This window comes from Spiroplasma endosymbiont of Monopis laevigella, from assembly GCF_964019975.1.
In the GTDB taxonomy this organism is placed as follows: Bacteria; Bacillota_I; Bacilli_A; order Mycoplasmatales; family VBWQ01; genus Spiroplasma_E; species Spiroplasma_E ixodetis_A.
In genome coordinates this window covers 379070-403918 of sequence record NZ_OZ026473.1, presented here as the reverse complement: position 1 = coordinate 403918, position 24849 = coordinate 379070, and the positions used below count along the sequence as shown (strand labels likewise).

Genomic DNA, 24849 nt, shown 5'->3' with positions numbered 1-24849 from the left:
AAGTAACTTTCTTAATTTTAATTAAAATTATTTGTTGGTCTTAAAAATTGTAATGACATTGTTAAATTATTAACTAATGTTTTATTTGTCAATTCTGGTTTATTTAATTGGATGGTTATTGTTTGATCATTAATATTTCTTTGATTCAAATTTGATTCATTATTTTTTTGTTGTAATTGTTGTATCTTTTCATGTAATTCATTACTTTTTTGTTGTAATGTTTGCATTTAAACATGTAATTCATATTGTTTAATTTCTAAATTAGTAATTTGTTTTTCTAAAGATGCTATTTTAAAATTTGCTTTTTTTGGTATTTCTAAAAGAATTTTAAAATTAGTAAGTTTATTATTTTGATAATCAGCTTTTAATTCTTTTTCTAATTTATCTTTAATATCTTTAATATTTTCTTTTAATTTTGTCTTTTGATTCTCTATCAAGATATTTTTTTGTTTTAACTTCTGCTGTTGTTTTTGTAAAAATTTTATGTCCCTATCAAAAACCTCTTTTCATAAAAGTTTTATTTTACTATTTAAAGTTAGTAAATCGCTTTCTGCTTCTATCAATTTACTATTAAAATAAACTCTAAACCTTAATACTTTTAATAAAATTTTCTTTAAATGTTTTTTAGAAAAATTATCTTTTTCAATTTGTTTATTAATAAATAAATTTAATACTTTTATTTTTTTTAAAATTAATAAAATCTTCAAGTATTTTTGGTAAAAAAACCTCTTTTAAAGTAGTTAATTGAAAATTATATGAATAATTATTTATTTCATCATTTAATTCTAAGATTAAGGAATTTGTTCAATCTTCAATAATTTTAAGTGAATCAAATTTCCCTTTTAGAATTGGTATCTTTTTATCCAAACATTTTATTTTATATTATGTTCATTTATTACTAAAAAAATAAATATAATTGTCCATTGTTCTTCATCCTTTACATAAAATTATTATTTTAAATACTAAATAAATAAATTTCCCTTAATTTAGTAAATCATTAAATATTTATAGATATCATCTCTAGTTATTTCAAAATTAGATTCTATTAATATTCTTTACTTATACTTTTGATATTTTTTCCTTTTAAATACTATTACTAATTACTTTACCATTGACATTAGAAAATATCTTATTTTCTGACATGTCTAAAATTATATCAATAATCTCGGGCGTTTTAGGTATCTCTGGTCTTTCAAATATCTCAATTTTAGTATTAACAACATCAAAGAAATCATTAATATCAGAAAATGTTTTATTTTCTGATATATCTAATATAATATCAATAATCTCGGGCGTTTTAGGTATCTCTGGTCTTTCAAACATATTAGTTTCAATGTTATTAATACCATTAGATAAATCTTTAACGTTAAATATATCTGCCTTGTGTACTATTTCTTGTTCTTCATTACTTTTAGTTACTGGCATTGGTACGATGTTAGAAAGCATTATCGTATCATCAACTTTTTGCTTTACTATAACTGTCGCATATTTTGTTTTAATATATTTTGAATTTTTGCAAATTTGAGTATCATATCACTCTATAGGACTTTGAGTATGTTCTCTCATTTTTTCTTTATTTTTTTGACATCATCTGTGATTATATTCTCGTATTTTTTCTTTATTTTTTTGGGACCATCTTTGATAAGATTCTCGTTTTCTCGCTTTCACTTCAGGCCTTTGAGCATATTTTTGCTTTTTTGCTTTCACTTCAGGCCTTTGAGCATACTCTCGTTTTCTTGCTTTCACTTCAGGCCTTTGAGAATATTTTAATTTTTTAGTTCCAACCTCAGGTTTTTGATTATGTTTCCGTATTCTTTCTTTGCTTAAATTTTTTTGATTAATTTGAATTATTTTAAAAATTTTTTCTATTTTTTTAATTAGTACTTTCTTATTTTTTTCCATTGTATACATAATATTTTCCTTTCAAAAAATAAAAAAACCTATTTACTTTAAAAAATAAAGCAATCGGTTAAAAACTTATATTTAGATTAAAACATATAATTTTTATTACAATGATAATACATTAATATTTCTAAAAATAAAAAACAATTTTCTTATAATTAATTTTGTTTTTTTAGTAGTGTTTTTTTTCTTTCTTAACTTCCTTTTTCTTTAATTTTTTATGTTTTTTCTTTTTCTTATTTCTTCTGAATCAATTTCAAAATGAACGCTTTTTCTTTACCGTTTTAATAATAGTAGGCTCAAATATTTTATTAGTATCACCAATTGAAAAATCATTACAAACAGAATTAATATTTTCATTAGAACTAATAAATAATAGTTCATCATTTAACATTAATATTTCATTTCTACTAGGAATAATAACTTTACCGTGACGTTTAATTGCAACTAAGTTAATTTTATAATTGCTAGGAATTTTTAAAGTTTCTAGTTTTTTATTTGTAAACTTAGTATTTTTAACAATTACATTAGCTATTGAGTACTTTTCATCAACTGTAGTTAAATCTATTCCTAATTTTCAAATAGCACGATATGCAGCTTTCTTACCGGCTTCTGTTTCAGATAAAATAATATTAGTAATACCAATTGCTTCTAAAATTAGTTGGTGAGTACTATCAACAGCTTTAGCAATAAGATTAAGTGATGATAATGTATTGTGTTCACGATGAATTGCTAAAACATGAACAGCAGTAACAATTGAAGCTGCTAAATCAGAACCAATAGCAATAATAATATTTTGCACTTTATGAATTCCAGCATCATTTAATGCATCACGATTAGTCGAATCTAAAATTAAAGTTTCAGAAGCTATTGATGAAACTAATTGACAACGGTCTTCTCTTTTATCAATAGCTAATGTAACTTTACCTAATTCTTCTAAAGTTTTAACAACTGAAATTCCGAATTTACCTAAACCAATGACACAAAAATCATTTTCTGATGAAGACATCTATATCCTTCTTCCTTAAATAATATTTACTTAAATATGTTATATTATACTAAATTATAAACTAATTCTTAAAATATTGGTATTTTACATTTAAAACTAATATTTAATAGAAATGACTATAGTATAGTATAATAATAAAAGAAAATGTTATTTTAGGAGTTTTTTGATGCTATCTAAGGTTAATTATCGTAGTGTAAAAAATATTTTTAAAATTATTTTTGTTGGTAAAACCCGTCCCCGACAAATGTTTAATTTATATTTTTTCACTTTATTAGTTGGAACAATACTTTTAATGACACCAATTGCCACAACAAAAGGACAATGAAACTTTTTGCCTGCCCTTTTTACTGCTAGTAGTGCGTTTTCTGACACTGGTTTAACAGTAAAAAGTACTGCTAATGATTTTACTTTCTTTGGTCAATTTATTATTTTAATTTTAATTAAATTTGGTGGTATTGGTTTAATTACAGTTAAACTAGCAATATTATCCTTATTTGTATTTAATCGACATACCAGTTTAAGAGAAAGATTACTAATGCAAGGTGAACGTGGTTCTAATAAATTAGGAACGACTATTGATGTATTAAAAATTGGTATTATTGTTATGACAATTACTGAATTTTTAGGAGCAATTGTTTTATTTTTATATTTTTATTTTGTGCCTATCTCAGGAATAGAATATGGTCTAAACAATAATACAGGTTACTATAATCACATACTATTAGCATTATGATCGGGAATTTTCCACTCAATTTCTGCTGTTAATAATGCTGGATTTGATATAGTTGGTATAACTTCATTAGAACCTTTTCAGAGTGATTATTTTGTGCAGTGAATTTTTATTATTGAATTTGTAATTGGTGGTATTGGTTTTCCTGTTTATTATGATTTATATCATTGAATTAAAAGTAAAACTCATGGTAAAAAATTTAGATTTAGTTTATTCACTAAACTAACATTAATAACATATTTTTTAGTTGCGATATTGGGTGTTAGTAGTGTTATGTTTATTGAATATTTTTCACGTAATGTCATAACTCCGTCAAGGCAAGAGCCCATTTTTAAAAATTTATCGACATCTGATGCAATTATGGCTGTTTTTTTTAATACAATGTCAACAAGAAATGCTGGATACTATACAGTTGACTTAAATAAATTTCACCTTGCCTCACAAATGATCCAATCATTAATGATGTGAATTGGTTCTTCACCAGCAAGTACTGCCGGAGGAATTAGAACGACAACTTTAGCAATTATTCTTTTAACAATTTTTAATATTGCACGTGGCCGTAATGATGTTTTTGTATTCAAGCGTAAAATTCCTAATCAAACTGTTCGTATGTCATTTATAGTCGGTACACTTGGTTTTATTTTAGTTTTTGTATCAGTAATGATTATCACAATTGAAAATGTTTTTTTAACAGATAATTCTGATATGACCTTTGCACAAGTAATTTTTGATGTTTCAAGTGCTTTTGGAACAACAGGACTTTCATTATTTGATAATTCCAAATTAGGTATTTTTAGTCAACTTAGTTTAATTTTTGTCATGTTTGTGGGACAATTAGGAGTATCAACTACTGTTCTTGCTTGAAGTGATCGTAAATCAAAACCAACGATAAGTAGAGTTGAAGAAAACGTATTAATTGGATAAATTAAGAAACGGTGAACACATATGATAAAAATTTTAGATGGTAAAATAATTGCCCAGCAAATTAAAGCAAAAATTAAATCACAAGTAATAACTATTACTAATCGCAAACCTAAACTAGCAGTAATAATTATTGGTGAAGATTTAGCATCACAAATGTACGTACGAACTAAAATTAAAGCATGTCAAGAATGTGGTATTGATGGACAAGTATTTTCACTAACAACAACAGTAACACAAAAAGAAATAATTAATAAAATTGAACAATTAAATAGTGACAATAATATTGATGGAATTTTAGTACAATTACCACTACCAAAACATTTAGATACATTAGAAATTATTAATAGCATTACTATTAATAAAGATGTTGATGGTTTAACAAATATTAATGCCGGAAGATTATTACAAGGTGATAAAAAAGCAATGTTGCCTTGTACAGTAAAAGGTATTTTAAAATTACTAAATCACTATCAAATTCCCATTTCTAAACAAAATATTACTATCATTAACGATAGTAATATTGTTGGTAAACCATTGGCTTTATCATTAACTAATATGGGAGCAACTGTTAGCATTGTTCATAAATTAACCAAAGACTTAACTATTTATACTAAAGAAGCTGATATCATTTGTAGTGCTACTGGTGTCTATAATATTATTAATAGTAGTCAAGTTAAACGTGATGTTGTTATTATTGATGTAGCAATTAATTATCAAGGTAAAGAAAAAAAAGTTGTTGGTGATATTAATTTTGAAATAATGAAAAATACCGCTTCAGCAATTACTTCTGTGCCTGGTGGTGTTGGACCAATGACTATTGCCATGTTATTAGAAAATTTAATGATTTGCTATCAATTAAATAATAAATATAATTAAATTGGAAAATTAAATGTTAAAGAAAAATTGGATTAAAAAAAGATTAAATAATATTGAAAAAAATAATTTAGAATTATTAAAATTTAAGTTTTTAAAAGAAACTATTTCAACAAATAGTGTTTATTTTGATAGTCCTTTACATTTTTTAAAACCTGAAAATTATTCAGATTATCAAATACATAATGAAAATAATACTATTATTTTTAAAATAGAAGTTAATACACAAAAATTATATGATGATTGAATAAAAGGAATGAATAATTTTGCTTGAGATTATATTTTAAGTAAAAAATATATAAATATTAACACTGAATATAATTTAAAAACTAATGATTTTATTAATAAACTTAATCAAAACTTATTTCTTTTAAAAAATAATTTAATATCAAAAAATAATATTTATGTTGTAAGAGTTTGAACTTCAAAAATAGAAAAAAATAATTTCAATATTTCTTCCTTTGAAAAAGATTGAGAAGAATTTAGCGATGTTGGATATTGATGAACAGATAAAGACACTTTAAATAAAGAAGTTTCTTTAAATAAAAAATTACGTTTTACTTTTAGAAATTCATCAGACTCTTTAATAAAAGAACTATTATTTAAAGGAAACCATGAAATTACAATAAAATATGTTGAAACTGAAACTGAAATTACTACTAAAGGTTATGAATATAAAAATTCTAATTGATGAAAAAGAAATTGATCATCATTTATTTCAATATTTATTTCAATTTTAGCACTTTTATTTACAATCATATTTAACTTTTTAAATTAATATAAATCATTAAAGCACTAAATCAAAAATAAATCATATTGTATGTAAAAATTATAAAATTTGTTATAAAAATAATTAGAAACTAAATTATAAGTTTTAACTCATTGCTTTTATTTTAAAAGTAAATGAGTTTTTTTACATTTAAAAAGGAGTACAAAAATATGAAATATTTTAATCCAAATTATTGATTTAAATTATGATTATTAATCACGCCACTTTTTAATAATCAACTTCAAAATATTAATGCTAAAATAATTTATAATAAAGAAAATATTAAAGATTGAAAACCTAAAAATATATCTATTACAGATTGTACACAATCTAATGATCAAGATATTTGGATGGGTTACACTTTATTGGACACTAATTACATAGACAAGTGAACAAATTAGTTAAAAGAAAGGAATTATAATTATGGTCACTATTAACTCATATTCAGATGAATTTAAAAAACAAATAGTAGCTTTATATCAAAGTGGCAAATCAGTATCTTGCCTTGTTAAAGAATACAATGTTACAAGAGCATCTACTTACAATTGAATTAAGCAATTTACTAATTCAGGTAGTTTTAAAACTAAAGATAATCTTTCAGATTTAGAAAAACAATTAATTCAAGCAAATAAAGAATTAAAACAGTTACGAATGGAAATTGATATTTTAAAGCAAGCAGCACTAATAATAGGCAGAAAGTAGAGATTATTGCAAATAATAAATCTAAATATAAAATTCGCACAATGTGTCATTTTTTAAAACTCTCTAAATCAACATATTATTTTAATTTAAAGAAAAAAAATAAAATTCAAAATAATATTTATGAACAAGCTGTTATTAGTGCTTTTAAAGAAAATAAAGAAGTTTATGGTACTAGAAGATTAAAAGTCATACTAGCAAACCAAGAAATTTATTTATCACGCAGAAAAATTAAAGAAATTATGAATAAGCATAATTTAATATCAAAATACACTAAATTATCATTCAAAAATTATCATAATAAAGTCAATGATAGTCAAATAACCAATCTTGTTAATAGAAACTTTAATAATAGAATTAAAAATGAAGTTATTGTTAGTGATTTAACTTATGTTCAAGTTAATGGTAAATGAAACTATATTTGCCTATTAATCGACCTATTTAACCGCGAAATTATTGGACATAGTGTTGGAGTTAAAAAAGATGCATCATTAGTATATCAAGCATTTATGCAATCAAATCACTGTTTAAAAGATATTGAAATATTTCATACTGATCGCGGTAATGAATTCAATAATAAAACTATTGATAAACTTTTATTAGCTTTCAACATAACTCGATCTTTAAGCAAAAAAGGATGTCATTATGACAATGCTGTTGCTGAAGCAACTTTTAAAACTTTCAAAATTGAATTTATTAATGATAAAAATTTTACATCATTAATCCAATTAAAATTAGAATTATTTGATTACATCAATTGATATAACAACATAAGAATTCACAGTACTCTAAACTACCTAACTCCAATTAGTTATCAAAAACAAATGTCTACCAAAAAATAGTCCTAAAAAGGGTTGCCATTCCAATCAAAACCATCAAATCTTCTTTGCCTTTTAGGAACTATTACAGGAGTAAAATTACTATTGCGATCTCTTGGTACATCAATTTCAATTTTACCTTGTTGAGTTATTAATTTTTTTGAACTTGTACCATTACGAGCATTTTCAGTAGTACTATGTTGATTTTTTTCATATCCTAAATAATTTTGCATTTCAGAATTCAACATTTTTTCAACTAATCTTTTTGTTAATTCTTTATATAAACCGCCTGGTTTAAAAACTGTTGTTAAATCTTCAGTATTTTCTAGTAATAAATCTACTGCTTTTGATATTGGATCATTATTATTAAAGTTATCTTTTTTAGCCATCTGTAACTCACTCTTTCTAGTCATTTAATTATATTTACTAGAATTAATTAAACATAGTTATTTTTGTAAGTTACACAGATTACTAAACATTTCCAAAATTAATTTTAAAATTTTCAATTTTTTCTATAAGTAAATTTATTCTATCAATAATATAAATAACTTATTTTTATAATGAAGAGTTGTTATTTATACTTGTTAAAGATTGATTTGAAAAATCTCCTAATTCCATTGAATTAATTTGATCAATATTTAAATTTGATTCGATTTTTTTATCTAAATTTAATTTTCCATAAATAGCTAAACTTAAAACATCATTGCAAATGCCTAAAATAGTTTTATTTACAAACTTGGCAGTAATTGTTTTTTCAGCAATAGAACCATCTCCACCACCTTTGTAGGGCTTATTTAAATCTAAATTCATATTTGTTAAATCAATTCCATACAAATGTCATTCTTTGGTACTTATTTTGTTTGAATAATGTTTACCTAAATAATAAATTTTTGCTTTTGTATTATTAACATTAATATTAGTTTCTTCTTTCATTTCATTTATTACTGTTGTGTTAAGATCTTTTTTTCTACTCCCCCAGTAATAGTGCTATATTCACTAATTTGTTTATTTTTAAATAACGGATTATTTTCTTTAACTAGTAAATAATAATATTCATTTTCTTTTAAAACATAAGGTAATATAGCAACTCCTTTATTATTAGTTCAATGCTCTTCAACACCATAGTAAAAGTCTTCTTTAATTAATTTTACGAAAGTAGTTCCTTCATTTGTACATGTACCATTTAAAAATGATGAATTTTTTAAGTTACTATTAATATTTCTTTTTTTATGACGATGTTTATGATTAAAAATTTCGGCTTGTTTTAAATTAATTGGTAGTTGTTGTAAATTGGTTAATGATTATTGTAAGGTTGTTGGGTTATTTAATGATTTTATTGGCATAGATTGTACTTTTTGTTTTTCATTATGAAATAATGGAATAATTAATATTCATAATTTAAATAAAAAACTTGGATTAAAATATTTCATTTTAACACCCCTTTCAAAATAATAATTAATAAAAATATATCTAAAATTATGTATTTATTTTAACATTTTTTTATTTTTCTTAAGATATTTACTTTTATAATAATAAATATGGTATATAATTTAAAGCAAGATTACTATACTTTTATAAATGAGATTTAAATATATATTATAGTTTTATCGCTATAACTAGGTATTAACCACTAAGTTTATTTTTAATTTGTATTTTAGATAATAGAAATTTATTTAATCATCAATTATTAATAAATTTTAAGTTTAAATTTAATTAAAAATAATAAAAAAAGTATCAAATTTACACTTGTGGTAAAAATTGATACTTAAATAAAATAAAATTATTTTATTTAAAACATTAAATCAGAAAATGGAAAACAAGATTTAAATAGGGTAATATATTTAATAGTTTTTTGTTCATTATAATTTAATTCTGTATTTAATGTCATTAATTGCTTACGAAATTTTTCATAAAACATTGTTCAAAATAATCAACTTATAGTAATAATAAGTAAACTAAGGAAACTAAAAATTGCTAATATTTCCTTGTTAATATTATTATTTTGAGTTGGAATATAATACAATAAAGCACAAATAATATTAATAATAACACCATTTATAAAAAATAAATTAATAATTGGTAGAGCTAAATTACTTCATTTTTGAGAATTATTTTTTCACTTAATAACAAGTACACTACTTAAAGTTTGATATTTATTTCAAGTAGTGGTTTCATTAAAATCACGACTTTTTAATTTTAAAATATTTTTTTTAAAATTATAGTTAAGATATTTAAAAGTAAATTTACTTTTAACTATTTGACAATTAATATTTTCATTGGATAATGATTGTTGATAGCTAGGTTTTAATTTAGTATCATTTTTTTTTACTTTTTAAAATAATAATTAATCAAAAAATAAATTGGAATAATTGAAATATTAAAACCATCGCAATTAAAAATAAACTAATAAGAATAAAAACACTTGTTGTTTGATCTTGAGTAATCATATATTTTCACTATTTATTTTCTATAGCATTAATACCAGGTAAATCCTTACCTTCTAGATATTCTAATGAAGCACCTCCACCAGTTGAAATGTGGCTAAATTTATTTTCATATCCAAATTTAACTGCTGCTGCTGCACTATCACCACCGCCAATTAGTGTAAATGCACCTTTTAATTGTGAAATAGTTTTACAAATATTTTTTGTTCCATTAACAAAGTTACTCATTTCAAAAACTCCTAATGGTCCATTTCAAAAAACAGTTTTAGCATTAATTAAAGTATTTTCAAATAATTTAATTGTTTTTGGACCAATATCCATTCCTTCATATCCATCATGAATATTTTCATTAGTAGTAATTTTACCTTTGATGTCCTTAAATTCCGGAGCAATTACAAAGTCAATAGGTAGTATTAATTTTTCTTTTCCTAATTCAATAATTTCTTTAGCAATATCAATTTTATCTTTTTCTAATAATGAATCACCAATTTTATAATTCAATGCTTTCATAAAAGTATAAGCCATACCACCACCAACAAGAACTTTATCAGCTTTTGTTAATAATTGTTTGATAACATCAATTTTATCTGATACTTTAGCACCACCAAGTACTGCTATAAAAGGATGTTCTGGATTAACGGTGATTTTATTAAGCATTGTTAATTCTTTTTCAATTAATAAACCAACACAACTATTTTTGATATTAGTAGCAATACCAACATTAGATGCATGAGCACGGTGTGCAGTACCAAAAGCATCATTAACAAATACATCACCTAAATGTGCTCAATCTTTACCTAATTCGGGATTATTAGTAGATTCTTTATTACCATTTAAATCTTCAAAACGAGTATTTTCTATTAAAAGTAATTCTTTGTTTTTAAGATTATTAATAGCTGTTTCAAGATTTGTACCACGAGTTTCATTAATGAATATTACATTTTCTTTTAAGATTTCACTTAGTCTTTTTGCAACAGGCGCTAAAGTATTCTTCGCTTTATCAGCTTCAGATTTAATTCTTCCAAGATGTGATAACATGATTATTTTTGCATCTTGATTTTGTAAATACTTAATAGTTTCGATGCTTGCTTTTATTCTTGTATCATCGGTAATTTTATTATTTTCTAATGGTACATTGAAGTCAAAACGAACAATAACTTTTTTATTTTTAAAATCAAGATCCTTTAATGTTTTTTTATTCATATAATTTTCATCTCCTTTTTTCATATTATAATTTTAATATATTTTTAAAACGATTAATAAAAATGCATCTTGTAATTGGTAAGATGCATTTTTGTAGTTTAATATTTTAATTAAACTATTTAAAAATTATTTTAGCTTTGCTAAGTGTATTACTGTTCTTACTAATTGTGATACATATGACATTTCATTATCATATCAAGCAAAAACTTTAACAATTTGTTTGCCTTCAACTTCAATAACTTTTGTTAATGTTGCATCAAAAATTGAACCAAAACTTGAACCAATAATATCAGTTGAAACAATTGGATCTTCATTATAAGCAAATGATTCGCTACTATGTTTTTTCATTGCTGCATTAACTTGTTCAACAGTAACATTTTTCTTTAATTCAATTGTTAAATCAACAATTGAACCAGTAATGATTGGAACACGCATTGCTGAACCATCTAGTTTTCCTTTAACAGAAGGGATAACTAAACCAATAGCTGCAGCAGCACCTGTAGCTGCAGGAACAATATTAGACATAGCACTACGTCCTCTTCTGAAATCTGAATGTTCTAAGTCTAGTAAACGTTGGTCATTGGTTGCAGCATGAACTGTTGTCATTCATCCTTTAATAATTCCAAATTCTGATTCTAGAGCATGAACAACAGGAGCAAGACAATTAGTAGTACATGAAGCACCAGAAATAATATTATCAGTACTTTTTAGAATATCATGGTTAACATTATAAACAATAGTTTTTAAGTCTCCCTTAGCTGGTGCTGAAATCACAACTTTTTTAGCTCCAGCATCAATATGTGCTTGTGCTAATTCTTTTGTTGTAAAACGTCCAGTTGCTTCAATTACGATATCAACAGCATTGGCTTTTCATGGTAATGCTTTTGGGTCTTTTTCTTGACAAACTTTAATTATTTTACCATCAACATTAATAGTATTTTTTGATTTGTCTGCTTTGATTTTTCCGTGTTTTCAAGTTCTATGTGCTGAATCATATTGTAATAGATATGCTAGGGCTTCTACATTTCCTAAATCATTGATAGCAACAATATCAATTTCTTTTTTGTCAAATAATTGACGGAAGGCAAGGCGGCCAATGCGCCCAAATCCATTAATTGCAATTTTAATTGCCATTATTAAGTCACTCCTTTTGTGTGTTTGTTTTTTATATTGATTAATGACTAGGTATATTATAAACAAATATTGTTAATATTTGTCATAAAATATGGATTTATTTATAAAACATTTATTTTATTAGTAAATTATTTCCTTTATTTTAATTATAGTTTTCATTATTTTATTTTTTTATGAAAAATACTATATTTTATATTGGTATATATTCTATTTCATTATTAATATTGTCAATATTATTATTTTCAATTGTAGTTTGTGATTCTTCAACAGTTAATTCAATTGGTATAGTTAAAGTTTGAATACGTTCTAATAAGCGTTTAACTTTAATTTCTTCTGATTTACTATTTTTTAAATAATAATGTTGATATAGTTCACTAATGCTATAGTTAGAATTAATAAATGTAGTTTTTAATGGTAAAATTCGTGCATTAAGAATACTAAATAATAATTCATCACGCTCTCAAGCGCTAACGGTTTCACCGCCTAAATCATCAATAAATAATAAGTCACATGATTTTAATTGTTCAATTTGCTGATTAGTATCAGTATCATTTTTAAAACTTTTTTTAATGTCCATAACAAATTCAGGTCATACAATAAAACAAACAGTTTGATTTTTTTGAATTAATTTATTTGCAAATAAGATAAAAATAAAAGTTTTGCCACTACCTGTGTCACCATATAAGTATAAACCTTGATAACTTTTGTGTTTTAAAGATTGATGTAAATACTGGATGATTTCTTTTCTTGCATTAGTTGAGGCATTAAAATTTTTACTTCATGAAAGTGATAAAAGTTTATCATCATAGTATTTAATTAAAAAATTATTATGTACTTGTTGTTGGACAGATCTATTAATAGAATGAAGACAATCCGTTAGTACTAAACTTATTTTTTGATTAGGTAACATTACTAGTTTATAACGATATCCTTTAACATTTTGTAGACATTTGCTAAGATTTTCTCGTTTTTTACATAAATTGTAGCTATCAATATAAGTTTTTAATAATTCAACATATGGTTCTAGTTTGCTGTTAGTTAAGTTGTTTTTTTTAATAAAGTCATGAAGTTCAGCATTGTTAATGTTTTCTTTTAAGATAGTTGTCGCTTTAAGTTTCATGATAATCATTTCCTTACTTAATAATAGTGTCTTTTAATAATTAAATTAATGGGCATCAAATTCCTTTAAAATATTCTTTATTTCTTCTTGAGTTAATGTTATATCTTTTTTATTAATATTATCAACCTTATATTTTTTAATTAATTTTTTATTGAAATTATTTGTTGTTGATTGTTCTGTAGTAGATCATAATGATTCTTGTTGAAATTGTTGCTGTGGATTTTTTTTGCTACGAGCATAAGCAAGTTTTAAATGAGATAAAGCATCATCAATAGTATTAATTTGATTTTCTTGAAAGGTTTCAGCAATTTTAATAATATAGTTTGGTTCTAAACGTTTATTATTTTTAAATCAAACATATTCAATTAAGCAGTTAATTACAGCATTATTTAATTGAAAGTTATTAGTTAATATTTCTAATGTTGTTTTTAATTTATCAGTTGGTATTTTACCAGTTAAATTTTTTAAATATTCTTCAGGTAATTTTTGTTGCATTAAATTTAATGTGGTATTAATAACATTAGAATTATCTTTAGATATAATTGTATTACCATTAGAATTTAAATTAAATTTCATAGTGTTAATTTGATTTTTATTTTGAAATGAATAAATTGGTCTAGAGATTGATGTTTGTTCTTGTTTAGCATAAATATTATTAAGTGCTGTTTTTAATTTTAAAGATTGAGGGATAGTATTTTCCTGTTGAGTAATATTAACATAATTTTCTGTAATTTCAATATCATTTTTCAAAAAATAAAATTTTTGTCTTTCGTAATTTAAAGTTCCTAATTGTTTAAGTAGTTCTGAGTTTAAATGGGTATTAGCAAAAAAATCATCAGCAGATAAGGGAGAACACAATTGATAAATGTAAGTAGATTTTAAAGAATAGTAGTAAGTATTAATAATGTTAACAGATTCAAGTTGTTGGAAAGCAACAAGTAATTGAGCGGAAGTTATTTTTAATAAAGATTTAATTCGTCCGTGATTGAAATCAAGATTAATACGTTTTGTTAATAACTTTTCTTGAACTAAAGTTAAATATAAATTTATTGCTTCAATACCAATTATTGGTTGATATAACATAAATAAAATTTGGTAATCTTCGTTACTAATATATTCTGATTGGTTCAACTTAAAAATATCAATATCATTTATTGTTCTGTTCATATTCATTCCCTAACTTTCTTTTTACTATCCATTTCTTTCATGGTATGATAATTATATGCACATAAAGAATATAAATAAAGTGAAATGATTAAAACACATACTTATCCACATTTATTCCACTTTTTTTTATTAAAAATATTCTTTATTAATATATACTTTTGAGTTTTCCACAGTTAATATTTAATTTGACAGTGATTACAAAAGTAAGTTCCGCGAAGGTTTATTTTTATTTTTTTGATAATAGTATGGCATTTAAAACAAGGCATTTTTGCTCTAGTATGAACTTGTAATTCTTGTTGATAGTAACCTGTTACACCAAGGCTTGAAGTATAACTACTAATTGTTGATCCGCCAAGTTTTATTGATTTATTAAGCACAAATTTTGCTTTATTAATGATTTCTTGTAATTGTTTAAGTGTTAAGTTTTTAGTAATACTTTGCGGATGGATACTAGCATAAAATAATACTTCATCTGCATAAATATTTCCTAAACCACTCATAACATTTTGTTCTAATAATGTTGCTTTAATACTTTGACTTTTATTTTTTCATTTATTTTTTAAATATTCAGTAGTAACATTTTTATTAAAAGGTTCTGGACCAATATTAATATAAGGTTTTATTTTTTGATATTCATTTTTAGTTTGTAAATGAAAGGTTCCAAACTGTCTTGTGTCATGATATCTTAATTCGTATTTATTGTCTAATTCTAATATTAATAAGACATGTTTTCAATTTATTGATTGATTATTTTGTTGAAAATAATATTTTCCTTCCATTCGTAAATGACTTAATAATACATAATCATCTAATATAAATATTAATAATTTACCAACTCTTTGAACATCATTTATTGTTTGTCCAATAATTTGTTTTGTGAATTGTTCAATACTTGGTGTTTTGATAATTTTATTTAAAAGAATTCTAACACCAATAATTTTATGATTAGTTAAAAGTGGTTGTAAAGTTTTGCGAACAGTTTCAACTTCGGGTAATTCTGGCATTTTTATTTTCCTTCCAATAAAATATAATAAACTAATTTATTTTAAATATTAATAAATTTTTAAAAATTTATTTTAATTCAAATCAGTTATCACCAATACTAGTATTAATTAATAAGGGAACTTTTAATTTAGTAACATTAGACATAATTTTAGTAATTTTAGTAATAACATCATTAACTTTATTATCTTCAACTTCAAAAATTAATTCATCATGAATTTGTGCAATTAATATTGCATCAATATTTTGTTTTTTTATTTCTTTATAAATTTTATTCATTGCTAATTTTAAAATATCAGCAGCACTACCTTGAATTGGCATGTTCATTGCTATTCGTTTACCAAAATTTTGAATCACCTTATTTTTATTTGTAATTTCCATTACTTCTCTTCTACGATTAAAAATTGTTTGAACGTATCCATTTTTTTCACAAAAATCAATTATATTATTAATATAACTTTTAATTTTTGGAAAAACCGAAAAATATTTATTAATAAATATTTTAGCATCTTCAACTTTAATTCCTATTTGTTGTGATAAACCAAAACTAGAAATGCCATAAACAATTCCAAAATTAATAGCTTTTGCATTTTGTCTTTGTTCGTTAGTAACTTCTGCTAAAGGTATATTTAATATTTTACTTGCAGTTTCGCGATGAATATCATGCTTTTGCTGAAAAGCTTTAATTAAATTTTCATCTTCACTAATATGAGCTAATATTCTTAATTCAATTTGCGAATAATCACAGGATAGTATTTTAGTATGTGGTTTGCTTGGAATAAAGATTTTGCGAACTTCTCTTTGCTCTTTATCGCGAATACTAATATTTTGCATATTAGGATCTAATGAAGATAACCTGCCAGTACTGGTTTGCACTTGATTATAAATGCTATGAATTTTACCATCATCAAAAATATATTTTTGTAAACCAAGTAAGTAAGTGGAATATAATTTTTGTAATTTACGATATTCTAAAAGAATATCGATGATTGGATGTTGATTTTTTAAACTAATTAAAACTTCAAAAGCAGTACTACCTTTTTTATAATTAGGTAATTTTAATTCTTTAAATAAGTATTCACTAATTTGTTTTGGTGAATTTGGATTTAAATTACTATTACTTTCTTTTTTAATTTGTAATTCTAAATCTTGGATTTTTAGTAAAGTTTTATCAGTTAGTAGTTTTAATTTTTTTTGATCAATGTTAACACCATTACACTCCATATTTACTAATACAAAAGCAGCAGGTAGTTCAATCTCTTGATATAAATTTCAGTTATTAGTATCTTTTAATTTTTTTATAAGAATGAGATGAGAATCTGTTAAAAAATTTAATTTTTTTTCTAAAAAAATAGCTATTTCTTTTTCATCATTGGGAATATTTTTTTTAATACCTTTGCCATAGAAATCATCAGCGCTTAAATTATCTTTAACATTGACATTGAGCATAACAGCAATGTTTTCTGGTAATATTTTTTCATTAGCATAAAGAAGGTAAGCAGCTAACATATGGTCAAAAATAATATTATTTATTATTAATTTTAAACGTAGTCCTGCGATAATAACCTTTTTTAAATCTCAAGTTATTTTTTGTAGTTTTTTATTTTGTAAGAAATGTTGAAAATTAGAACAATTAATTGCATTGATTTTATTAATATAAAATGTTCCTTTTTTATTTTTAATACCAAAACCAATAATATTATCACGATTATAATTATCACCAAAAATTTCTAATCATAAGTAATTTGAATCACAATTTCATTCTTGACTTCACTTATTTATAATTTGAACGTGAGATGTACTATTTTTATTAGTTTTAGGATTAGTGTCTTGTGTTAATAAAGAGTTCATATTATATTGTTTGTAAAAGTCTTGTAACTTTTCATTATTTAAATTTTCAACATTATAATTAAACGTTTCTAAATTACCAGTAATTGGTGTATTTAAATTAAGTTGTGCTAGTTGTTTACAAATAATACCATTATTAAAGTTAAGTTTAATTAGTTTACTAACATTTGGTTTTAATTGTTCTACATTTTCAATAATATTTTCTAATGTGTCATATTCTTTTAATAAACTAATAGCAGTTTTTTGACCAATTCCTTTAATGCCAGGTAAATTATCAGAACTATCACCCATTAATCCCTTTAAATCGGTAACTTGATAAGGTAATAATTCATATTCTGATTGAAATGTAGAAATAGTAATAACCTTTAAATCACTCATCCCTTTTTGTGGATTAAGAATTTTAATATTGTTATCTAATAGTTGTAATAAATCTTTATCACTACTCATAATATCAATTTGATAATTACTAGCAACTTTATTTTTAACAATGCTGCCAATAATATCATCAGCTTCATAATTATTTATTTGTCCCCAAGGAATTTGTGCTAAGTCTAAAAATATTTTAACTAAATTAAATTGTTCAATTAACTCAACCGGAGTTTCACTTCTTTTTCCTTTATATGTTGCTAAAGTTTCATGGCGAAATGTTTTACTACCAGCATCAAATGCAACAAAAACACTAGCATAGTTGTTAGATTTTAAGTACTTAGTCAGCATTCTAATAAAAGCATAGACGGCATTAGTTGGAATACCCTGTAGCGAATGTAGATTAACTCCTTGGTATGCAGTAGCATAATATGCTTTAAATAATAAATTGTTACCATCAATAATTAATGCTTTTTTCATTTATTCACCTAATTTCATAAAATTATTATAACAATAAGTAAGTATAACTTCATATAAAATTAAAAAATTAGCATATAAAAAAAACAAGATTTTTTTCTTGCTATCGAACAATAATTAAGTTACAGATTTAATTGTGTAGAAAACATTATAAATATAAGGTTTTAGGGTTAATTTTAAGAGAATTATTATATTTATAGTGATTAGAGTTCTGTAACTTAATTATTTAAATATTAAGGATATTTATAAATAGATCCTTAAGTTTTATTATAACATTCAATTTTTAATTTTTAAATTCATTTTTTCTTTTTTATATATAAAAAACAAGAGCATATAAAAAACAAGAGCTTTTCAGCTCTTGTCTACACAAGAATTATTGCTAAGGTATATGTCATTTATAAAAAAAGGGGGGGTTATTTATAAATAAAAATTAAGGTTATTGGGGTTATAGAGTTTAAATTAGGGGTTTTAGATTAATTTTAAATTTTTATATTTAAAAATATTATAATTGAATAATGTTTTGACATATTACCTTAATTTTAAAGGACCTAGGCTATCTAAATCCTTATAAGAATAATAACAAATAATATTTAAATTGCAAGGAAATTTGTTATTATTTTTAGAAATAATTTATATTTTCAGTTTTTTTTCAAAAATATATTCATACTCTATATAAGTTTTTGATTTTTTTGATAAATATTTTTGGAAAAATTGCAATAATTTTACCCTACTTATCTTAATTTTATAAAAAATCTTAGTGCATTAATGGAGTGTTTATTTTTAGTAAAAATTTTTACATATTATGAAATTTTTAAACACTAATAAAAGTAATAAAATAAAAATATGTGGTTAAACTTATAGTTTTAATTTTAGTTATAAAAATTTGTAAAAAATTATTTAAAAAAAATAAAAAAGATATATAATGATGTCGGATATTTAATATTTATTAAATTAAGTAACGTTTTTCTTTTATTGTTTGTTTTTATAATTTTTTATGATAAGATTTGTTTGTTATTAAAATCTATAAAATTGGTTTTCAAAAACCTAGAATTGCAGAATTTTATATGGATATTGAACAAGATTTTTATATTAAAAAAGTTTTTTATGCTTGTTATGTGAAAAATATAGTATTACCTATTTCATTTTTAACTAATATTGGAAATAAAAAAGGTAAATGTTATGTTGGTAATAAGCAAAAATTGAGAAATAGTACTGTTCGTACTAAAACTAATTTAATTCAAAAAGCATTACATAATTTTTATAATAGTAAAATGTTAAGTTTTGTTACTTTAACTTATAAAGATAATATGCAAGATGTTAAAAAAGCAAAAAAAGATATTGGTTTATTTTTATTAAATTACAAAAGTGATGAAATGACCCTAAACGTTTTTCACATTTAGGAGAATTAAAATATTTTTATGTTTATGAATATCAAGAACGTGGAGCAATTCATTTTCATATAATTTTTAATAGAAAGATACATAAAAGTATGTTAGCAGAATGATGAACTCATGGTTTTAATGATTTAAGGGTAGTTAAAAAAGGTACTAATGAATTTGTTATTAAATATTTAGGAAAGTATGTTACAAAAGCAATAGATGATGTTAAGTCTTTAAATCAAACAGATGTAGGTGTAAAGGCTTATGCTTTTAGTCGTAATTGTAAAAACCCTATTGTGGTTCGTGGTATTAAGAAATTAACAATTGGAGATATAATTAAAGCAAGTTTTAATGCTACAAATGTCTTTTATTTTAAAACTCAAAGAGATAGTAATGGTAATACTGTTATGATTGGTGGTATTATTGAAAGTATTGTTGTAAATGATTATTTTAAAGAGTATGAAGATTACGAACGCTATGTATATTTAAGCGCTTTATCGCATAAACATTATTTACGGACTAGTGAAATAGGTTATTTAATTCAAAGAGATAAAGATGTTTTGACTTGGGTAGATAAAGTTTTTGGTAATAAAGTTGAAAAAATAGATTTTAAGAAAAAATGGATGGGTTACACTTTATTGGACACTAATTACATAGACAAGTGAACAAATTAGTTAAAAGAAAGGAATTATAATTATGGTCACTATTAACTCATATTCAGATGAATTTAAAAAACAAATAGTAGCTTTATATCAAAGTGGCAAATCAGTATCTTGCCTTGTTAAAGAATACAATGTTACAAGAGCAGCTACTTACAATTGAATTAAGCAATTTACTAATTCAGGTAGTTTTAAAACTAAAGATAATCTTTCAGATTTAGAAAAACAATTAATTCAAGCAAATAAAGAATTAAAACAGTTACGAATGGAAATTGATATTTTAAAGCAAGCAGCACTAATAATAGGCAGAAAGTAGAGATTATTGCAAATAATAAATCTAAATATAAAATTCGCACAATGTGTCATTTTTTAAAACTCTCTAAATCAACATATTATTTTAATTTAAAGAAAAAAAAATTCAAAATAATATTTATGAACAAGCTGTTATTAGTGCTTTTAAAGAAAATAAAGAAGTTTATGGTACTAGAAGATTAAAAGTCATACTAGCAAACCAAGAAATTTATTTATCACGCAGAAAAATTAAAGAAATTATGAATAAGCATAATTTAATATCAAAATACACTAAATTATCATTCAAAAATTATCATAATAAAGTCAATGATAGTCAAATAACCAATCTTGTTAATAGAAACTTTAATAATAGAATTAAAAATGAAGTTATTGTTAGTGATTTAACTTATGTTCAAGTTAATGGTAAATGAAACTATATTTGCCTATTAATCGACCTATTTAACCGCGAAATTATTGGACATAGTGTTGGAGTTAAAAAAGATGCATCATTAGTATATCAAGCATTTATGCAATCAAATCACTGTTTAAAAGATATTGAAATATTTCATACTGATCGCGGTAATGAATTCAATAATAAAACTATTGATAAACTTTTATTAGCTTTCAACATAACTCGATCTTTAAGCAAAAAAGGATGTCCTTATGACAATGCTGTTGCTGAAGCAACTTTTAAAACTTTCAAAATTGAATTTATTAATGATAAAAATTTTACATCATTAATCCAATTAAAATTAGAATTATTTGATTACATCAATTGATATAACAACATAAGAATTCACAGCACTTTAAACTACCTAACTTCAGTTAGTTATCAAAAACAAATGTCTACCAAAAAATAGTCCTAAAAAGGGTTGCCATTCCAGATAATCAAGTAGTTATTAGAAAAAAATCTATTTTGGATTTTAAAAATAAAGAAAATATTAATGGTATCATTAATAATGATGAAAAGATTAAAGAAAGTAAAAATATTTTAGGTAAATTAGGTAGGTGAGTTTTGGAAAATTTTTTATTTTTGCCCTTGAAACTTATCTTTTTGGTGTTGTTTCAGGAATTATTTCTGTTCTTGCTCTTAAAATTCCCCTTGTAATGGCGCTTTGTTGATGAACTCCTGCAGCTTTGGGAATAGCAACATTTACTGCTCTGCCTATAGGTTGATGTATAGTTTTAGCAATTGTAGCAGTATTAGGTGTTCAGTTACTAAAAGAATGTGCAATTAAACCTTTATTAAAAAAAATGTGAAATCTAGTAGAATCAAAAAAAGCAAAAAAACTAGAAATGGAAGACTTAAAAGAAATAGATTTTCATAATATCAATTCTAGAGTTTTAAAAAACTATTTAAGTTCTCAAAAAAACATACCTTTTGATGAAATTAGACCAAGTTTTGAACAAAATATTAATATAATTAAAAATAGAAAATTGTCTCATCAAACTCAAGAAAAATTTGATGCAAAGAGTATTAATAATATTCCAATTTCAACTAATACTTGAAATAAAGTAAAATGTTTATTTCAATATACTTAATAAGTTAACAATTTTGTCGAAAATAATAAAATTTTAATCTATAAAATTAATACTATTTTCTCTTTTCTCTTATTTTATGGTTAATATTCATGTTATTATTACTAAGTAATTAAAAAATATTAATGAGGTATAAGATGAGTATTGTCACAATTGAGAATTTAACACATGCTAATGGTGGAAAAGTTTTATATAAAAACGCCACTTTACAAATTAATAAAGGTGAACATGTGGCATTAATTGGTATGAATGGTGTTGGTAAAACAACATTATTAAATATTATTAATGGAACAGTATCTGCAGATCATATTAATTTAAATATTCATCCTAAAATTAAAATTGGGTATTTGGATCAACATCAAGAGGTTAATTTAGAATTAACAGTTTTACAATATTTGCGTGAAAGTTATCAAAAACTTTTTGAACGCGAACAACAAATGGAAAACTTATATGCAGAAATGGCTAATAATTATAGTGAAGAGTTATTAACGAAAGCAATGAAAATTCAAGATGAATTGACACACCAAGGATTTGATAATATTAGTAAAAAATTGGTCGTTTAGTTGATGGATTGGGTATTAATTTACAACTTTTAGAACAAACTTTAGGTAGTTTAAGTGGTGGTCAAAGAGCAAAAGTGTTATTAGCAAAATTATTATTAAATGAAGATGATTTTTTATTACTTGATGAACCAACTAATTTTTTGGATATTGAACAAATTAATTGATTAGCTAAGTTTTTACAAAATTACCCTAGTGCATTTTTATTGGTGTCACATGATCGTAATTTTATTAATACAACATGTAATATTATTTTTGATATTGATAATTATATGATTACTCGTTATGTTGGTAATTTTGAAAGTTTTTTAGAACAAAAAAGTTTACATCATCGTCAATATGAATCAGCATATTCAAATCGAAAGAAATTAATTGAAAAATTAGAAACTTATATTAGTAAAAATGCAGCACGTGCTTCGACTGCTAAAAGTGCTGAATCAAGAAGAAAACAATTATCCAAAATTAATTTTTTAGAAAAACAGCAAATCCAGTCTCCTCCAAAGTTTTATTTTAAGTATTATAAAACAACAAGTTCAATTGCTGTCCAAGCTAAAAACCTTGAAATAGGTTATCATAAACCGAGGCTTTTTAATAATCTGTGTATCTTTGTTTTACAAAGTTACTAATTTAGATTAATTCTGTCTTCAAATTTTATCATAAAATGAGCAATTGCTGTATTTCAATTTTGAATAGGCAATGTTCATTTTTTTGTTATATTTTCAATTGCCAAGTAAAATATTTTGAAAACTGCCATATCATTAGGAAAAACTTTTTTATTTCTGATGATTTTTCGTAATTGACTATTAACAGATTCAATAGCATTTGTAGTATAAATCACTCTTTTGATTTCTACTGGATAACTAATAAAAACCATTAAATTATCTCAATTTTTATATCAAGATTTAGTAATTTGAGGATATTGTTTATTTCATTTACTTTCAAACGATTCTAAAGCTTGCATTGCTTGTTCTTCACTACATGCACTATAAATTGGTTTTAAATCTGCAACTAGACATTTTCGATGTTTGTATGAAACATATTTTAAACTATTTCTAATTTGATGAACAATGCATAATTGATGTTCTGTTTTAGGATAAACTGATTGTATTGCTTCTGACATGCCTGTTAAATTATCACTACAAGCAATAAGAATATCATTTAAGCCACGATTTTTCATTTCTGTGAAATTAGATAATCAAAACTTAGAACCTTCATTTTCACTAATTCATAATCCTAAAACATCTTTTTTGCCTTCTAAATCAACTCCTAATGCTATATAAACTGATTTGTTAATAATCCGTTTATCTTGTCGTACTTTAACTACTATACAATCAAAATAAACAATAGGATAAATACTTTCTAATGGTCGATTTTGTCATGCTTTAACATCATCAATAACATCATCAGTAATTTGACTAATAACACTTTCACTAATATCAGCACCATGATATAACTCTTGCAACTGCATTCTAATGTCAGATAATGTCATTCCTTTTGCATACAAGGAAAGAACTTGTTGATCAAAACCATCAAATCTTCTTTGCCTTTTAGGAACTATTACAGGAGTAAAATTACTATTGCGATCTCTTGGTACATCAATTTCAATTTTACCTTGTTGAGTTATTAATTTTTTTGAACTTGTACCATTACGAGCATTTTCAGTAGTACTATGTTGATTTTTTTCATATCCTAAATAATTTTGCATTTCAGAATTCAACATTTTTTCAACTAATCTTTTTGTTAATTCTTTATATAAACCGCCAGGTTTAAAAACTGTTGTTAAATCTTCAGTATTTTCTAGTAATAAATCTACTGCTTTTGATATTGGATCATTATTATTAAAGTTATCTTTTTTAGCCATCTGTAACTCACTCTTTCTAGTCATTTAATTATATTTACTAGAATTAATTAAACATAGTTATTTTTGTAAGTTACA

General features: G+C 23.5%; 23 protein-coding genes and 2 pseudogenes. 11 read left to right on the top strand and 14 right to left on the bottom strand.

The genetic code is table 4. The features are described from left to right. Positions 1 to 17: 17 nt before the first annotated feature. From AACK94_RS02370 to AACK94_RS02355, 4 genes are all read right to left on the bottom strand, one after another. Positions 18 to 227, bottom strand: coding sequence for a hypothetical protein (locus AACK94_RS02370; protein ID WP_338976052.1), 210 nt, complete (start codon positions 225 to 227; stop codon positions 18 to 20). Beyond that, positions 228 to 563, bottom strand: coding sequence for a hypothetical protein (locus AACK94_RS02365; protein ID WP_338976050.1), 336 nt, complete (start codon positions 561 to 563; stop codon positions 228 to 230). 520 nt (positions 564 to 1083) lie between these two features. Then, entirely contained in the window at positions 1084 to 1902 is an 819-nt protein-coding gene (locus tag AACK94_RS02360; protein WP_338976049.1) for a hypothetical protein, read from the bottom strand. A 172-nt stretch (positions 1903 to 2074) separates the two neighbouring features. Next, positions 2075 to 2911 (bottom strand): TrkA family potassium uptake protein, encoded by an 837-nt coding sequence (locus AACK94_RS02355; RefSeq protein ID WP_338975034.1) that lies wholly within the window; start codon positions 2909 to 2911, stop codon positions 2075 to 2077. Between the two features lie 166 nt (positions 2912 to 3077). Between AACK94_RS02355 and AACK94_RS02350 the strand changes: the two genes are divergently transcribed. The 5 genes from AACK94_RS02350 (at position 3078) to AACK94_RS02330 (ending at position 7748) form a co-directional block, all read left to right on the top strand. Then, complete coding sequence (locus AACK94_RS02350) at positions 3078 to 4565, top strand: TrkH family potassium uptake protein (RefSeq protein ID WP_338976048.1); 1488 nt, start codon at positions 3078 to 3080, stop codon at positions 4563 to 4565. A 21-nt stretch (positions 4566 to 4586) separates the two neighbouring features. Then, positions 4587 to 5441, top strand: a complete 855-nt coding sequence (locus AACK94_RS02345) for a bifunctional 5,10-methylenetetrahydrofolate dehydrogenase/5,10-methenyltetrahydrofolate cyclohydrolase (RefSeq protein ID WP_338976046.1) — start codon at positions 4587 to 4589, stop codon at positions 5439 to 5441. 13 nt (positions 5442 to 5454) lie between these two features. Beyond that, on the top strand, positions 5455 to 6216 hold the full coding sequence (locus AACK94_RS02340; RefSeq protein ID WP_338976044.1) for a hypothetical protein: 762 nt from the start codon (positions 5455 to 5457) through the stop codon (positions 6214 to 6216). Between the two features lie 161 nt (positions 6217 to 6377). Continuing rightward, positions 6378 to 6608 (top strand): hypothetical protein, encoded by a 231-nt coding sequence (locus tag AACK94_RS02335; protein WP_338976043.1) that lies wholly within the window; start codon positions 6378 to 6380, stop codon positions 6606 to 6608. 22 nt (positions 6609 to 6630) lie between these two features. Continuing rightward, positions 6631 to 7748, top strand: a protein-coding gene (locus AACK94_RS02330; protein WP_338976041.1) for an IS3 family transposase whose coding sequence is annotated in 2 segments (ribosomal slippage) — positions 6631 to 6901 and positions 6901 to 7748 — 1119 coding nt in all. Because the reading frame shifts where the segments join, the coding sequence is not laid out codon by codon here. A 23-nt stretch (positions 7749 to 7771) separates the two neighbouring features. Here AACK94_RS02330 and AACK94_RS02325 read toward each other — a convergent pair. The 9 genes and pseudogenes from AACK94_RS02325 to polA form a co-directional block, all read right to left on the bottom strand. Next, a pseudogene (locus AACK94_RS02325) lies at positions 7772 to 8113 on the bottom strand (transposase); the annotation flags it as partial. Positions 8114 to 8279: 166 nt separating this feature from the next. Continuing rightward, the gene (locus tag AACK94_RS02320; protein WP_338976037.1) at positions 8280 to 8657 is read right to left on the bottom strand and encodes a hypothetical protein; all 378 of its coding nucleotides are present in this window, start codon (positions 8655 to 8657) and stop codon (positions 8280 to 8282) included. A gap of 368 nt (positions 8658 to 9025) precedes the next feature. Then, on the bottom strand, positions 9026 to 9154 hold the full coding sequence (locus tag AACK94_RS02315; protein WP_338976036.1) for a hypothetical protein: 129 nt from the start codon (positions 9152 to 9154) through the stop codon (positions 9026 to 9028). A 1026-nt stretch (positions 9155 to 10180) separates the two neighbouring features. Further along, on the bottom strand, positions 10181 to 11371 hold the full coding sequence (locus tag AACK94_RS02310; RefSeq protein ID WP_338976035.1) for a phosphoglycerate kinase: 1191 nt from the start codon (positions 11369 to 11371) through the stop codon (positions 10181 to 10183). A gap of 126 nt (positions 11372 to 11497) precedes the next feature. Then, positions 11498 to 12505: a type I glyceraldehyde-3-phosphate dehydrogenase gene (gene gap, locus AACK94_RS02305; protein WP_338976033.1), complete on the bottom strand. Its 1008-nt coding sequence runs from the start codon at positions 12503 to 12505 to the stop codon at positions 11498 to 11500. Positions 12506 to 12695: 190 nt separating this feature from the next. Then, positions 12696 to 13625 carry an ATP-binding protein gene (locus tag AACK94_RS02300; protein WP_281748610.1) on the bottom strand — a complete coding sequence of 310 codons (930 nt, stop codon included), beginning with the start codon at positions 13623 to 13625 and terminating at the stop codon, positions 12696 to 12698. Between the two features lie 45 nt (positions 13626 to 13670). Next, on the bottom strand, positions 13671 to 14792 hold the full coding sequence (locus AACK94_RS02295) for a DnaD domain protein (protein WP_338976031.1): 1122 nt from the start codon (positions 14790 to 14792) through the stop codon (positions 13671 to 13673). A gap of 173 nt (positions 14793 to 14965) precedes the next feature. Continuing rightward, the gene (gene mutM / locus AACK94_RS02290; RefSeq protein WP_338976030.1) at positions 14966 to 15796 is read right to left on the bottom strand and encodes a DNA-formamidopyrimidine glycosylase; all 831 of its coding nucleotides are present in this window, start codon (positions 15794 to 15796) and stop codon (positions 14966 to 14968) included. 67 nt (positions 15797 to 15863) lie between these two features. Beyond that, positions 15864 to 18488, bottom strand: coding sequence for a DNA polymerase I (gene polA / locus AACK94_RS02285; protein ID WP_338976028.1), 2625 nt, complete (start codon positions 18486 to 18488; stop codon positions 15864 to 15866). Between the two features lie 1061 nt (positions 18489 to 19549). Between polA and AACK94_RS02280 the strand changes: the two genes are divergently transcribed. The 6 genes and pseudogenes from AACK94_RS02280 to AACK94_RS02255 all read left to right on the top strand — a co-directional run bounded on the left by AACK94_RS02280 (position 19550) and on the right by AACK94_RS02255 (position 23539). Next, a complete protein-coding gene (locus AACK94_RS02280) occupies positions 19550 to 19885 on the top strand; it encodes a hypothetical protein (RefSeq protein ID WP_338976026.1) in 336 nt (111 codons plus the stop codon). Then, positions 19831 to 20538: a rolling circle replication-associated protein gene (locus AACK94_RS02275; protein ID WP_422397403.1), complete on the top strand. Its 708-nt coding sequence runs from the start codon at positions 19831 to 19833 to the stop codon at positions 20536 to 20538. Before AACK94_RS02280 ends, AACK94_RS02275 begins: the two co-directional genes overlap by 55 nt. Before the next feature lie 22 nt (positions 20539 to 20560). After that, positions 20561 to 21674 (top strand): annotated as a pseudogene (locus AACK94_RS02270) (IS3 family transposase). A 148-nt stretch (positions 21675 to 21822) separates the two neighbouring features. Next, positions 21823 to 22356 (top strand): hypothetical protein, encoded by a 534-nt coding sequence (locus tag AACK94_RS02265; RefSeq protein ID WP_338976023.1) that lies wholly within the window; start codon positions 21823 to 21825, stop codon positions 22354 to 22356. A 134-nt stretch (positions 22357 to 22490) separates the two neighbouring features. Further along, entirely contained in the window at positions 22491 to 22916 is a 426-nt protein-coding gene (locus AACK94_RS02260; protein ID WP_338976021.1) for an ATP-binding cassette domain-containing protein, read from the top strand. 8 nt (positions 22917 to 22924) lie between these two features. Further along, entirely contained in the window at positions 22925 to 23539 is a 615-nt protein-coding gene (locus AACK94_RS02255) for an ATP-binding cassette domain-containing protein (RefSeq protein WP_338976019.1), read from the top strand. On the opposite strand, the gene AACK94_RS02250 is transcribed toward AACK94_RS02255, so the two are convergent. Beyond that, on the bottom strand, positions 23536 to 24774 hold the full coding sequence (locus AACK94_RS02250) for an IS256 family transposase (protein WP_338976314.1): 1239 nt from the start codon (positions 24772 to 24774) through the stop codon (positions 23536 to 23538). The two genes, AACK94_RS02255 and AACK94_RS02250, sit on opposite strands and share 4 nt — an antisense overlap. Positions 24775 to 24849: the final 75 nt, after the last annotated feature.